Raw genomic sequence first — 13,840 nt, forward strand, 5'->3', positions numbered from 1 at the left:
AATGAAGAAAACCCTTATACTCATCTTCTCCTTACTGATGATGAGCACCTTTAAATTAGCCGCACAAACTTTTACTGTCAGGGGTACTATCAAAGCTGCCTCAGGTGAAGCAGTAGTCAACGCTTCGGTATTTTTAAAAAATACGCATTACGCTATGACCAGCGATTCTGCAGGAAATTATCTGCTAAAGGATATTAAAAAAGGAAATTATACCATTGAGGTGTCGGCTATCGGTTATAAAACCCTGTCAAAACCAATAAAAGTTAACGGCGACCAGACTTTCAATCTTCTGATAGAGGAGTCCATTCGTCAGCTGAATGACGTGAATATCCAGGCGGATAAAGAACAAACATTCGGTATTACCCGGTTAAAAGCAGTGGAAGGTACCACCATTAATGCCGGTAAAAAAAGTGAGGTGATTGTCCTTAAAGATATCGTAGCCAATACCGCGACGAACAATACCAGACAGATCTATAATAAAATAGCAGGGCTAAACATCTGGGAAAATGACGGTGCCGGTATACAGTTAGGTATTGGCGGCAGGGGCCTGAACCCCAACCGGGTAACCAATTTTAATACCCGTCAAAATGGTTATGATATCAGTGCAGATGCCCTGGGATACCCTGAAAGTTACTATTCACCACCCGCAGAACTCACCGACCGTATCGAAATATTAAGGGGAGCATCCTCCCTTCAATATGGAACCCAATTCGGCGGACTGATTAATTTTAAGCTAAAAGATGGCGCCACGGACAAACCCATCGAGGTAACCTCAAGAGAAACCGTAGGCTCATGGGGCTTTCTAAATACCACCAACAGCATTGGCGGCACCGTAGGAAAAGTTCAATACTACACCTTTTTCCAGCACAAATCTGGTAACGGCTGGCGGCCCAATTCAGATTTTAATGTAAATACCGCTTATGCCTCTTTGATTTATACTGTCACTAAAAAACTAACCTTAACCTTTCAGTATACGAATATGGAATACCTGGCCCATCAGCCCGGGGGATTAACCGACGCAGAATTTGCAGCGGATCCGCATCAGTCAATACGTGCGAGAAACTGGTTTAAAGTAAACTGGAACCTTGGGGCCGCCATACTGGATTATAAGTTTAATGACCACCTGAAATTTAATTCCCGGTTTTTTGGATTATCTGCCGGAAGAGCTGCCATAGGCGATCTGGATCAGATTACCAGAAGTGATCCCGGAGGGGCCAGGACCTTATACAAAGATAAATATCAAAATTACGGCAACGAAAGCAGGCTGTTATACGACTATAAAATAAAAGATGTTTCACAGTATCTTCTGGTAGGATTAAGATACTACAAAGGGCATACAGACCGCCAGGAAGGATTGGGAAATGACGGCTCCTCAGGTCATTCGTCAGATTTCGAATATGTGCACACGACAGAAAACGATTATCATTACTCAGCCTATACCTTCCCAAATTACAACCTGGCACTATTTGCGGAAAACATATTCCATATTACGTCTAAGTTTAGCATCATTCCGGGTGTCAGATTTGAAAACATCACCACTAAAGCTGATGGATCTTACTCCATCGTCAACACGGATGGTGCTGGCAATGTAATCCTTAACCAGCTGGTTCATCAGGTTAAAAACGAAAACAGGCATTTCCTGATCTCCGGTCTTGGCTTAAGCTACAATGAGAACGAAGCTATTCAGCTTTATGGAAACATATCCCAAAATTACAGGGCCATTAATTTTAATGATCTTCGTTCTTCAAATCCCAATTCGTTAAATACGAATTTACGAGTAGATCCAAATTTACAGGATGAAACAGGTTATTCTGCCGATATGGGAATGAGAGGAAATATTTCGGGTGTGTTTAACTATGATGTAAGTGTATTCTATATCAATTATGACAACAGGATTGGTACCGTTTTGAGATCAGACCCTGTAACTTTTAACGATTATCAGTACCGCACCAATATTTCGCAATCCAGAAACCTAGGATTGGAATCCTTTGCAGAATTGGAATTGCTGCATTTCATTAATGGCCCATCAACCACCACTAAGCTTTCCCTATTCTCTAACCTTGCCCTGATTAACGCCCGTTATGTAAACAGTAAAGAACCCGCCTATAATAACAGGAAAGTTGAACTTGCACCTGATGTGATCTTTAAAACAGGGCTTTCTTACCGGTACAAGAAATTCTCAGTCAGTTACCAGCTAGCTTATACCAGTAGTCAGTTCTCTGATGCTACGAATGCCGTTTTCACTCCAAATGCAGTATTTGGCTTGATCACGGCATACACGGTTATGGATTTATCTGCTGAGTACAAATTAAATAAGCACTTCACACTATCGTCTTCCGTTAACAATCTAGGAAACGTGAAGTATTTTACCCGCCGTGCTGAAAGTTATCCCGGCCCGGGTATTGTCCCTTCAGATGCCCGCAGCTATTTTGTAACACTTGAATTCAAATTATAAATCTATCATAAAAAAGAGAGTTGCTATTTCATGACCTTTAATTGCGTTTCAGCAATTGGTTTCATGAAATAGCAACTCTCTTTTTTTTAAAGTTTCATCATCCCTGCATCCTTACCTATCGAGTAGCTTACAGAGGATTGTCAAGTAAACAATAACAATTGCCTCCCTGACATAAACACCCTGCCACGAGATATCTAAATAAAAACAAGTGTGTTATTTCTCGCTTAGGAGTCTATTCAAGCGAAGTAAGCAATAACACTCTGCTCCCTGCTATAAACTCCCTGCAATGGATAAACCCCATAAAAAATGGTATGTTATTTTCTCGCCTAGGAGTCTTGCAAGCGTAGCGCAGCATTATTCCAGCGAGAAAATAACATACCATTTTTTACAGCGAAGCCAGGCTATCTTCGATAATCTTCATTTTCCCTTCAGCATCAGCCTTCTTATTCCTCTCATTCTGAATAATCTCCGGCTTAGCATTCTGTACAAAACGTTCATTGCTCAACTTCGCATCCACTGATTTCAGGAATCCCTGCAAATAAACCAGATCTGCATTTAAACGTTCGCGTTCAGCCTCTACATCTATCGTTTCATTCAGCTGTATAAAGAACTCATCATTACCTACCATAAATGAAGAAGCACCGGCAACCTGAGCAGTCACAAAATCAACTGCAGTAATATTAGCCAGCTTGGTAACGATCGTTAGCCATTTATCATAAGCTAAAGAAGAATTGACTTTAATACTTAAAGGCAACCCTTCTTTTGGCGAAATCTGTTTTATATTACGAATGTTCCTCACTTCTGCAACAATCCCTTTAACCACATCCACATCTTTCAGCAAAGCGAAATCCGCATCTCCAACAACAGGATAAGGCGCTACAATGATACAATCCATCTCTCCTTTTTCACCAAAGATTTCATCATGCCATAACTCTTCAGTGATGAAAGGCATAAAAGGATGCAGGAGGCTGATCACTTTCTCAAAGAAACCTATTGTAGCTTTCAGTGTAGCCGGATCTACCGGATGCTGATATACCGGTTTAACCATTTCCAGGTACCAGGCGCAGAAATCATCCCAAACTAACTTATAGGTAATCATCAGCGCTTCCGACAAGCGGTACTGTTTAAAGTTATCTTCAATTTCTGCTAAAGCTTCATTGAAACGGTTTTCAAACCAAACAATCGCCTGTTCATTAGGATTAGGCAAAGTTTCGTCCACTTCCCAGCCTTTGATCAGGCGGAAAGCGTTCCATACTTTATTGGCAAAATTCCTGCCCTGCTCGCAATAGCTTTCATCAAACATTAAATCATTTCCGGCAGGAGAACACAAAAGCATCCCTACCCTTACCCCATCGGCACCATACTTTTCTATCAGGCCAATCGGATCAGGTGAATTACCCAAAGATTTAGACATCTTGCGGCCCAGCTTATCCCTTACAATACCTGTCAGGTAAACATTGGTAAAAGGCTTTTTGCCCATAAACTCATGTCCCGCCATAATCATTCGCGCTACCCAGAAAAACAGGATCTCAGGCGCGGTCACCAGGTCGTTGGTAGGATAGTAATAATTGACATCCTTATTTCCCGGATCTTTAAATCCATTAAACACAGAAATAGGCCATAACCAGGAAGAAAACCAGGTATCCATAACATCATCATCCTGCCTGATAAAAGGCGCCAGCTGATGTTTAAACCCATGTGCTTCTTCTGCTGAGAACGCACCATCTATATCTTTTAACTTCAGAAACTCATTCAGTGCATCTTCCTGCGTTTTGGCAACTACCCAATTACCCTTATCATCAAACCAGGCCGGGATACGTTGTCCCCACCACAATTGCCTGCTGATGTTCCAGTCCCTTACATTTTCCATCCAGTGACGGTAAGTGTTCACGAACTTCTCCGGAATCAGTTTTACCTCTCCGTTTAATACATCTGCCAAAGCAGGTTTAGCCATTTCGTCCATCTTGCAAAACCACTGCATGGATAACTTAGGCTCAATAGCTGCGTCGGTACGTTCAGAAAAACCTACCTGCGATTTATAATCTTCTACTTTATCCAAATGACCGGCTTCATCCAATAACACCGCAATTTTTTTCCTTGCAGCGAAACGGTCTTCACCTACCAGGATTACTGCCAGTTCATTTAAAGTACCATCATCATTCAGAATATCAATTACAGGAAGTTTATGTTTAACACCCAGTTCATAATCGTTCAGATCATGTGCAGGAGTAACTTTTAAACAGCCTGTACCAAAATCCATTGTTACATATTCATCTTCAATTATCGGGATTTCACGGTTAATTAAAGGCACAAATACAGTTTTCCCTTTCAGGTGTGTATAACGTTCATCATTAGGATTCACGCAGATCGCAGCATCGGCCATGATGGTTTCAGGGCGGGTGGTAGCAATAGTTAAATACTCTACCTTACCATCGGCAGTTGCCGGTGCAATAGAATATTTGATATAATATAACTTCTGGTTTACTTCCTTACGGATTACCTCTTCATCAGAAACAGCCGTTTTACCTGCCGGGTCCCAGTTTACCATACGGATACCACGATAGATTCTTCCTTTTTTGTACAGGTCGATAAAACAATCGATCACCGCTTCAGAAAGATCTTCCTCCATGGTAAAACGTGTACGGTCCCAGTCGCAGCTAGCCCCCAGTTTTTTCAGCTGATCAAGGATAATGCCTCCGTATTTTTCTTTCCATTCCCAGGCATAAGCCATAAACTCTTCCCTGGTCAGGTCTTTTTTACTGATCCCTCTTTCTTTGAGCATTGCTACTACTTTAGCTTCTGTAGCAATCGAAGCGTGATCTGTTCCGGGAACCCAGCATGCATTTTTACCCTGCATACGTGCACGGCGGATCATCACATCCTGAATAGTATTGTTCAGCATATGGCCCATGTGTAAAACACCAGTCACATTAGGTGGCGGAATGACGATGGTATAAGGCTCACGTTCATCAGGTTCAGAATGAAAAAAGCCTTTTGACAGCCAGTAGCTGTACCACTTATCTTCGGTTTCGGCTGGATCGTATTTAGTAGAAATGCTCATTATATTAAAAAAATATCGGGGTTGAATTACAAAAATAAGGTTTTTGAGGGAAAATCATTTACGCTTTCCATTCTTCATCCAGAATGGCAAATTCAAAGCTATCCATCCACCCGGTTTTCAAAGGCAGAATTTGTCTTTTTCTTCCTTCCTTTGTCATCCCGGCCTTTTCCAGCACACGGATAGAGGCCAGGTTTTCTACGGCACATCCCGCTTCAATGCGGTGTAACTTAAGTCGGTCGAGCCCAAACCTGATCACGGCCTTAATCGCTTCTGTGGCATAACCTTTATTCCAGTGTTCTACATTGATCTTGTACCACACTTCGGCACTGTTAAATTTAGAAGAAGACAGTTTCAATGCAATCAGCCCAATAAAACCTCCCTTTTCCAGTTCTATAGTGAAGGTATAATTCTTAATGTTCTTTTTCTGGTGGTCATTGATCCATCCATCCATAATGACATTCGTTTCTTCCAGATCTTTGGGGATACCTAAGGTATTATACTGGTCTGTTTCTGCAAGATGATGTAATAAATGGATGGCTTCCAGATCTGCCATTTCCACTAATCTTAACTTTAAGCGTTCGGTAAAAAATTTCAACTGGGCCATTTATATTATTTGAGATTTGCGTAAAATATCATAAAGATCATTAACGGCCAAATATAGTAATTATGACATAGCTCATCAGTACCTGCCTGTCGCAAAACAATTTGTATTATTATTTTTCATATACACACAATAAATTATGTTAAAATATGTTAATACTCTATAAATCCTTAAGTCATATACCTTTAAGCTATGAAATCCATTAAAGCCTTCTTCCTTCCGGGATTCATCAGTAAAAAACTAGGTTTAATAAAAATCTATCACTGGTTCAACAGGTAATATTTTCAATATAAACCAATTTAGTTTGTCGTATTTCTTATTTTGAGCACTTACTAACGTCTCAAATAACCTGCTGTAGTATCATAATGATGCATCAATCATGAAAGGGGCGTTCAAAAGCACCTTATTAACAGAACGATGAACACTAAACACTTTAAAAGCTATTTTGCGATGCTGGGAATTGTAGCGGCGAGCTATTCTTCTTATGCACAACAAGCGCCAAAAAAATTAATAGATCCCGCAAACATGGATCTTTCTGTAAAACCAGGGGATGATTTCTACGAATATGCAAGTGGAACCTGGATAAAAAACAACCCTGTACCAGCAAAAGAAACCCGATGGGGAAGTTTCAATGAATTAAGAGATTTTAATATCAATGCTGTTAAAAGCATAGTGACAGACGCTGCGGCTGACCAATCGGCACCTGCAGGATCTGTAAAAAAGCGTGTGGGCGATTTTTATGCCGCAGCCATGGACAGCCTGACCATTGAGAAATTAGGTTACACACCTATCAAAGCAGACCTGGCCAGGATCAAACAGATTAAAAATATCCAGGGGATACTTGAAGAATCGGTTTATATGCGCACCAATGGTGTGGCCGATCCGCTTTTCCGCTTTGGTGTAAGCCAGGATAGAAAAAATGTAGACAAGTATCTCCCCTCGCTGGGACAAGGCGGAACAACTTTGCCCGACCGTGATTATTATCTTAAGGATGACAGCAGGACAGTCAAGATCCGTGAAGCCTACATCACCTATATGACCACCCTGTTCACTTTAACAGGCAGTACTGCGGCAGAAGCGCAACAAAAAGCGAATACGGTACTCGCTATAGAGAAATCGCTGGCTGAAGCACAAATGTCACGTTTGGAAATGCGCGACCCTTATAAAACCTATAATAAATTTACCGTTACCGCTTTTAATGCCATCACACCAGAAATCAACTGGAAGGCAATGCTGCCTAAGTTATTGGTACAAGGACAGGATACCGTATTGGTAGGTGCTCCAAAATTTTTTGTGAGCCTGGATAGTTTATTAAAAAGCGTACCCATAAACGACTGGAAAACTTATCTGGAATGGAATGTATTAAAAAATTCCGCTTCTGATTTAAGCTCTCCATTTGTAAAGGCCAGCTTTGCATTTACTCAAGTGCAGACCGGACAAAAGATACAAACACCCAGATGGCAACGCATGTCTTCCCTGACAGACCGTTCGATTGGTGAATTATTGGGACAGCTTTATGTAGCAAAATACTTTAAACCGGAAGCTAAAGCCCGCATGGCGCAACTGATTGCTAACCTGCGCGCAGCTTTTGAGATCAGGATCAAGGCCCTGGACTGGATGAGCGATGCAACCAAACAAAAAGCACTGGATAAACTGCATGCTTTTACCCCAAAAATAGGTTATCCTGATAAATGGAAAAACTATGATGGCTTGGTGATTGCACGTAATTCTTATTTCCAAAACCTGAGAAATACTGATATCTGGGAATTTAAAGATATGGTTGGCCAATTGGGTAAACCGGTAGACCGAAGCCGTTTTGGCATGACGCCGCCAACAGTAAATGCCTATTACAGCCCAACCATGAATGAGATTGTTTTCCCTGCCGGAATATTACAATTCCCGTTCTTTTCACCAGAGGCTGATGATGCAGTGAATTACGGTGGTATTGGTGCAGTAATTGGCCATGAAATGTCGCACGGATTTGACGATCAGGGCAGCCAGTATGATGGAAAAGGTAACCTTCATAACTGGTGGACCAGTGAAGACCGTACCAAGTTCGAAGCTAAAACAAAAGCTTTGGGTGAACAATTTGACGGCTATGCTGTACTGGATACCATCCATGTAAATGGAAAACTAACCATGGGAGAGAACATTGGTGATTTAGGCGGTTTAAATGTAGCTTATACAGCATTTAAACTCACCAAAGAAGGACAATCTAATGAGAAAATTGATGGGTTTACGCCTGATCAGCGTTTCTTCCTTTCCTGGGCACAAGTATGGAGAGGAAATATTTTACCTCAAAGTGCTGCGCAGCTGATCAAAACAGATTCGCATTCGCCTGGCGAGTACAGAACTATTGGTGCACCTGTAAATATGGATGCATGGTATAATGCATTTGATGTAAAACCAGGTGATAAGTTATATAAAAAACCTGAAGACAGAATCAGACTCTGGTAACCCACAAACGTAAAAGCGCCGTTCCAAATCATGTTGGAGCGGCGCTTTTTCTTTTAGTAAAAATTTTAAAACTTATACCCTACTCCTACACTTGGCATCCATGGGTAGATTTTCACATCTGCTTTGATATTCCCCAGTACGGGTGAAAGTTGTGGACTGCCGGCAGGTGTTAAATTTGAAGCATCTACAGTCGCTGTAGTTTTCAGGAAGATCTTTTTCAGGTCGACATTGATAAAAAACCTTTTGCTGATATCATAATCAGTACCTATCTGAGCGGCAAAAGCAAATTTATCTTTATACTTTACGTTGTTCACTACAGGTCCGTTATCTACACTGTAAAATATGGTGTAATTGACACCGGCACCGATGTAAGGATTGAATTTACCAACTGGCAAGTGGTATTGAACAGTCAATGTAGGTGGCAATAACCATACCTTGCCTAAATTAACATCAGCGTTGTTGCTTCCGCCGATAGCACTCAGGTCAGATGAAGTGGTACTTACCTTGTGGTGGGTAGTTCCCAGTATCAGCTCCGCTGCAAAATGTTTATTGAAAAAATAAGTAAAATCCAGTTCCGGAATTACAGAGTTTGAAATATTGGCGTCTCCGCCGATCACCCCTAGGGTAGCACTTTCCTGCGGAAGTACAGCTGTAGCACGCAGTCTGACTCTCCACCTGTAGAAAGTAGTATCAGTAGTCTGACCAAAAACACTCATCCCAGCAATCATCATTGCTGCAAGTACGATTAACCTTTTCATAATAACTTAATTTATTTGAAACAAATTTATAGTCACTATCAATTAAAAATAATGCGCTTTGACATGAAGGAACATGATGTTGCTCACGAATGTGCAATGACCAGGAACACATCCTATAGATAACCCTCCTGTATCTTTTTGGGTAATTTCTTCAGTACAAATCTTCTCGATTCGGCAATTCTGCTTTTTAGTTCAGGGAGAGGCAACACTTCCAGATCGGCCAAACCAATCCATTGTCTTTTTGCCAGGTGCCAGGCCTGCTCAATTCCATCTTGTGCAGTCAGTTCATCAAACTCTTCGGGATTGCATTTCAAAGCCAGCGTTGCTGCATCCAGTGAATAGATGGCGTAGATTTTCTTTTCAATCATAAAACAAAGGCAGTCGCCCCATTTCACTTCTTCCGTTGTACCCGGCAGATTAAGGCAGTACTCCCTAAACATTTCAATATCCATATGAATAATTTACAGCTAATTTAAGTAATTCAGATAAATTTGCAGGAATGAACATTATCACTCCTACCGCAGACGGCTCTAACACGCTATATAATGAAACCATTGGTGAACATTATCATTCCAAACACGGGGCTTTGCAGGAAAGCAAACATGTATTTATAGATGCAGGTTTAAAACATGCGGAGCTGAGTTTTCCGGGTCAGCCCATTTCCATCTTGGAAATAGGCTTTGGTACAGGACTGAATTTCCTGCTCACATCGGCCTATGCCGCAGAACACCAATTGATGCTCAATTATACAGGCATTGAAGCTTATCCCTTAACAAGGGAAGAACTGAACTCCACACAATACCATCAATTTGTTCCTGAAGGGATATGGAATGATTTTATCGGTCAGTATGAACAGGCATTGATAACTCCTGTAACGCTGCTCCCCTATCAGGAGCTAACGATTGCCCATACCAAACTAAATGATTTTACGTCCTCCACATTGTTCGACCTGATTTATTTTGACGCTTTTTCCGTACAGCACCAGCCAGAAATGTGGTCGGATGAAGTGATTGGACAGGTTTGCACATTACTGAAAACGGGTGGCATATTTGTTACCTACGCCATTACCGGAAAACTAAAGCGTGCCTTAAAAAGTGTTGGTATGAAGATCGAAAAACTTCCCGGGGCACCCGGAAAAAGGGAGATGCTGCGTGCTGTAAAATTACCGGCTGAAGAGACCGAACTTTAATTACAATTTCACGACTAAATTAGTCAAACTTGTTTCTACCTTAATTGTTCGTGTTAAGAATGCATGACGAATAAATGTTCAGTTCTATAAGCATGATAGAAAACAATGGAAAAAAGGAAATTAGGCAATACAGATTTATTAGTTGCCCCCGTAACTTTCGGCGGCAATGTATTTGGATGGACATTAGATGAAAAAAAATCTTTTGAGATCCTGGATGCTTTTACAGCAGCAGATTTTAATTTTATAGATACAGCGGATGTATATTCCAGATGGAAACCTGGAAACCAGGGTGGTGAATCGGAGACGATCATTGGCAACTGGACGAAGTCAAGAAAAAATCGCACCAAGATCATCCTGGCTACTAAAGTAGGTGCAGACATGGGTGATGGTAAAAAAGGTTTATCAAAAAAATATATCCTTGAAGCTGTGGATGCGTCATTAAAACGCCTGCAAACGGATTATATTGATTTGTACCAGTCTCACTTTGATGATCCCGAAACACCGATTGAAGAAACACTGGAAGCTTACGACCAGCTGATCAAGGCCGGAAAGATACGCTGGATAGGTGCTTCAAATTTTACTGCTGAGCGCTTAAAAGAATCACTGGATATTAGTCAGCGGTTAAGCCTGCCTAAGTACCAAAGTTTTCAGCCGGAGTATAACTTATATAAACGTGAAGGTTTTGAGAAAGAGCTGGAACATTTTTGTCTGGACAACCACATTGGCGTGATCAATTATTACGGTTTAGCGAGTGGATTCCTGACAGGTAAATACCGGTCTGAAGCGGATCTGGGAAAAAGTCCGCGTGGTGGTGGCGTAAAAGACTTTATGAATGACAGAGGTTTTAAGATTTTAAAAGCACTGGATGAAGTTTCAGAACAATACAATTCATCTCCTGCCAGTGTTGCATTGGCATGGCTGATTGCCCGTCCGTCGGTTACAGCACCTATTGCCAGCGTAACCAGCACCGGCCAGTTAGAAGACCTGACCAAAGCTGCAACACTAAAACTGAATGTAGAAGATATATCAATTCTCGACGAAGCAAGTGCATAGTATTTGCAGTGATTTAATGCATTAATTTGCAGCATAACCGTTTTCGGGCCAATGCCCTGCTAAATAATTTTGGCAGGGCATTTGTTTTTAGCTAAGTTAACGCCTTAAATGATTTTCCATGAAAACCGTTAATTTACCTTTTTACGCCAAACTTGCCTTTGTACTTATCTTTATTATTTGCCTGGGTTATCTGGCTATACTGGGGCACAGTTTACTAGCCCCTATGATGTCGGCCTTTCTATTGGCTATGCTGCTGCTGCCGGTAGCTAATTTTTTAGAGAAAAAACTGAGGTTCAAAAGAAGCCTTGCGGCTTTGGTGTCGGTGATTGTTATGATTTCTTTTATCGCCGGCATTATTTATTTCCTGGGTAATCAGCTGAGTGATCTGGGGCAGGACTGGCCATTGTTAAAACAGCAAACGCAACACACGTTTGAAGATCTACAGCACTGGGTCTCCGGTACGTTTCATGTAAACGCACAACGGCAAATCGATTATTTAAGAAATAGTGCCACGAATGCTGTAGCTACCAGTGCAACAGTATTGGGGGTTACCTTAATGACACTTTCCTCTACCCTGCTATTTCTGGCCTTTTTGCTATTGTTCACCTTCTTTTTCCTGAATTACCGCCGTATACTTTTCCAATTTTTAAAAGGTGTATTTAAAGAAGAACATGAAGGAAAAGTGAGTGATATCGTAGAACAGATTCAGTATATTATTAAACGTTATATTTTAGGGCTATTCCTTCAAATGCTGATTGTAGCGAGTTTACTTACCCTTGCACTGACCTTAATAGGTGTAAAATACGCATTGTTGCTGGGCATGATTGCCGGGATATTTAATCTTGTTCCCTATGTAGGGATATTTTCTGCCTTACTGATCAGCGTTTTGATCACGTTTGCTACAGCCGGAGCCACTAAAGTATTATTTGTAGTTGTTTGTTTTGTAGCTGTACACGCCCTGGACGGCAATATTCTGATGCCGCTGGTTGTGGGCTCAAAAGTAAAGATCAATGCCTTATTCGCTTTTATAGGCATCGTTATAGGTGAAATGATCTGGGGCATCTCAGGAATGTTTTTGTGCATCCCTTATCTGGCCATCCTGAAGATTATTTTTGATCGTGTGGATGAATTAAAACCGTGGGGAGTTTTACTGGGCGAGCAGCGAAAACCAGGTAAAAAACGGAAAGTATACCGGATCACTAAAAAGATTAAACTGGAAGAACCTGAGTAATCTTTAAATTCTGTTTCTCTTCTATAAGACCTGACCTCTTTTCTGGTATGCTGGATCTATTGGATCAACGCTATTATTAAAAGCAGCTGATCTTTTCTATAAGACGTGACCTCTTCATTATATTGGATCAACGTTATCATTAAACAGCAGCAGAAAGTATAAATTCTTTTAAATAGAATCGGTTTGGTATTTTAGCACTTTCTTTTCAATTGAAATTTATGCCGAATAATATTCCTCCAGTAACCGCAGCCGATCCATCTACCGCCTTTTCAAGGTTGTTAACCATATTGGATACCCTTAGAACGGAATGCCCATGGGACAAAAAACAAACGATGGAAACACTGCGCCATCTGACAATAGAAGAAACCTATGAATTATCTGACGCGATACTGGACGGCGACCTGACTGAAGTAAAAAAGGAACTGGGAGATGTAATGATGCACCTGGTATTCTATGCCAGGATTGCTTCAGAGACTAATGATTTCACCATTGTAGATGTGCTGAACAGTGTTTGCGATAAACTGATCAACCGTCATCCGCATATTTATGGTGATGTTGAAGTACAGGATGAAAATGATGTAAAACGCAATTGGGAGCAGATTAAACTTAAAGAAGGTAATAAATCTGTACTGGGCGGTGTTCCGGCTTCACTGCCAGCACTGGTTAAAGCGGGGCGTATCCAGGAAAAAGCGAGGGGAATTGGTTTCGACTGGGACAATAAAGGCCAGGTTTGGGAAAAGGTAGAAGAAGAATTAGCAGAATTCAAAAAAGAATACAATGTAGTTGACAATGAAGCTATAGACATTGAAAAAGCTGAAAGCGAGTTCGGAGACCTGATCTTTTCACTGGTTAACTATGCCAGATTTATTGGGATAAACCCAGAAAATGCCCTGGAGAAAACGAATAAGAAATTCATTAAGCGTTTCCAGTATATAGAAAGTAAAGCTCAGGAAAGCGGTAAAGCCCTTCAGGATATGACACTTGCCGAAATGGATGTCTATTGGAACGAGGCAAAGAAATTATAATTATTTTTCT

The 13,840-nt window shown here is 41.1% G+C and carries 10 protein-coding genes; 6 read left to right on the forward strand and 4 right to left on the reverse strand.

What is annotated here, in order from left to right; all coding sequences use genetic code 11:
- Position 1: 1 nt before the first annotated feature.
- Positions 2–2,455, forward strand: a complete 2,454-nt coding sequence (locus GSQ84_RS07955) for a TonB-dependent receptor (protein ID WP_158796713.1) — start codon at positions 2–4, stop codon at positions 2,453–2,455.
- 385 nt (positions 2,456–2,840) lie between these two features.
- Here the strand turns inward: GSQ84_RS07955 and GSQ84_RS07960 are convergent, their stop codons facing one another.
- On the reverse strand, positions 2,841–5,516 hold the full coding sequence (locus tag GSQ84_RS07960) for a valine--tRNA ligase (RefSeq protein ID WP_158796714.1): 2,676 nt from the start codon (positions 5,514–5,516) through the stop codon (positions 2,841–2,843).
- A gap of 58 nt (positions 5,517–5,574) precedes the next feature.
- Positions 5,575–6,120 (reverse strand): GNAT family N-acetyltransferase, encoded by a 546-nt coding sequence (locus tag GSQ84_RS07965; RefSeq protein WP_158796715.1) that lies wholly within the window; start codon positions 6,118–6,120, stop codon positions 5,575–5,577.
- A gap of 414 nt (positions 6,121–6,534) precedes the next feature.
- Between GSQ84_RS07965 and GSQ84_RS07970 the strand changes: the two genes are divergently transcribed.
- Positions 6,535–8,574 carry a M13 family metallopeptidase gene (locus GSQ84_RS07970; protein WP_158796716.1) on the forward strand — a complete coding sequence of 680 codons (2,040 nt, stop codon included), beginning with the start codon at positions 6,535–6,537 and terminating at the stop codon, positions 8,572–8,574.
- Positions 8,575–8,639: 65 nt separating this feature from the next.
- Here GSQ84_RS07970 and GSQ84_RS07975 read toward each other — a convergent pair whose 3' ends face one another.
- Both GSQ84_RS07975 and GSQ84_RS07980 read right to left on the reverse strand, forming a co-directional pair.
- A complete protein-coding gene (locus GSQ84_RS07975; RefSeq protein ID WP_158796717.1) occupies positions 8,640–9,332 on the reverse strand; it encodes an OmpW family protein in 693 nt (230 codons plus the stop codon).
- Positions 9,333–9,445: 113 nt separating this feature from the next.
- Positions 9,446–9,784: an MmcQ/YjbR family DNA-binding protein gene (locus tag GSQ84_RS07980; protein ID WP_158796718.1), complete on the reverse strand. Its 339-nt coding sequence runs from the start codon at positions 9,782–9,784 to the stop codon at positions 9,446–9,448.
- 47 nt (positions 9,785–9,831) lie between these two features.
- On the opposite strand from GSQ84_RS07980, the gene mnmD reads away from it, so the two are divergent.
- The 4 genes from mnmD to mazG all read left to right on the forward strand — a co-directional run bounded on the left by mnmD (position 9,832) and on the right by mazG (position 13,830).
- Positions 9,832–10,521, forward strand: coding sequence for a tRNA (5-methylaminomethyl-2-thiouridine)(34)-methyltransferase MnmD (gene mnmD / locus GSQ84_RS07985; RefSeq protein ID WP_158796719.1), 690 nt, complete (start codon positions 9,832–9,834; stop codon positions 10,519–10,521).
- A 105-nt stretch (positions 10,522–10,626) separates the two neighbouring features.
- Positions 10,627–11,574 carry an aldo/keto reductase gene (locus GSQ84_RS07990; protein WP_158796720.1) on the forward strand — a complete coding sequence of 316 codons (948 nt, stop codon included), beginning with the start codon at positions 10,627–10,629 and terminating at the stop codon, positions 11,572–11,574.
- Between the two features lie 118 nt (positions 11,575–11,692).
- The gene (locus tag GSQ84_RS07995; RefSeq protein ID WP_158796721.1) at positions 11,693–12,805 is read left to right on the forward strand and encodes an AI-2E family transporter; all 1,113 of its coding nucleotides are present in this window, start codon (positions 11,693–11,695) and stop codon (positions 12,803–12,805) included.
- 218 nt (positions 12,806–13,023) lie between these two features.
- On the forward strand, positions 13,024–13,830 hold the full coding sequence (gene mazG, locus GSQ84_RS08000) for a nucleoside triphosphate pyrophosphohydrolase (RefSeq protein WP_158796722.1): 807 nt from the start codon (positions 13,024–13,026) through the stop codon (positions 13,828–13,830).
- The last annotated feature ends 10 nt before the right edge of the window (positions 13,831–13,840 follow it).

The sequence above is a fragment of the Pedobacter sp. L105 genome (assembly GCF_009765875.1).
Taxonomy (GTDB): Bacteria; Bacteroidota; Bacteroidia; order Sphingobacteriales; family Sphingobacteriaceae; genus Pedobacter.

Coding starts and splice junctions, on each gene's coding strand:
- mazG (WP_158796722.1), top strand. CDS start 13,024: ATGCCGAATAATATTCCTCCAGTAACCGCAGCCGATCCATCTACCGCC.
- GSQ84_RS07970 (WP_158796716.1), top strand. CDS start 6,535: ATGAACACTAAACACTTTAAAAGCTATTTTGCGATGCTGGGAATTGTA.
- mnmD (WP_158796719.1), top strand. CDS start 9,832: ATGAACATTATCACTCCTACCGCAGACGGCTCTAACACGCTATATAAT.
- GSQ84_RS07990 (WP_158796720.1), top strand. CDS start 10,627: ATGGAAAAAAGGAAATTAGGCAATACAGATTTATTAGTTGCCCCCGTA.
- GSQ84_RS07980 (WP_158796718.1), bottom strand. CDS start 9,784: ATGGATATTGAAATGTTTAGGGAGTACTGCCTTAATCTGCCGGGTACA.
- GSQ84_RS07955 (WP_158796713.1), top strand. CDS start 2: ATGAAGAAAACCCTTATACTCATCTTCTCCTTACTGATGATGAGCACC.
- GSQ84_RS07965 (WP_158796715.1), bottom strand. CDS start 6,120: ATGGCCCAGTTGAAATTTTTTACCGAACGCTTAAAGTTAAGATTAGTG.
- GSQ84_RS07975 (WP_158796717.1), bottom strand. CDS start 9,332: ATGAAAAGGTTAATCGTACTTGCAGCAATGATGATTGCTGGGATGAGT.
- GSQ84_RS07995 (WP_158796721.1), top strand. CDS start 11,693: ATGAAAACCGTTAATTTACCTTTTTACGCCAAACTTGCCTTTGTACTT.
- GSQ84_RS07960 (WP_158796714.1), bottom strand. CDS start 5,516: ATGAGCATTTCTACTAAATACGATCCAGCCGAAACCGAAGATAAGTGG.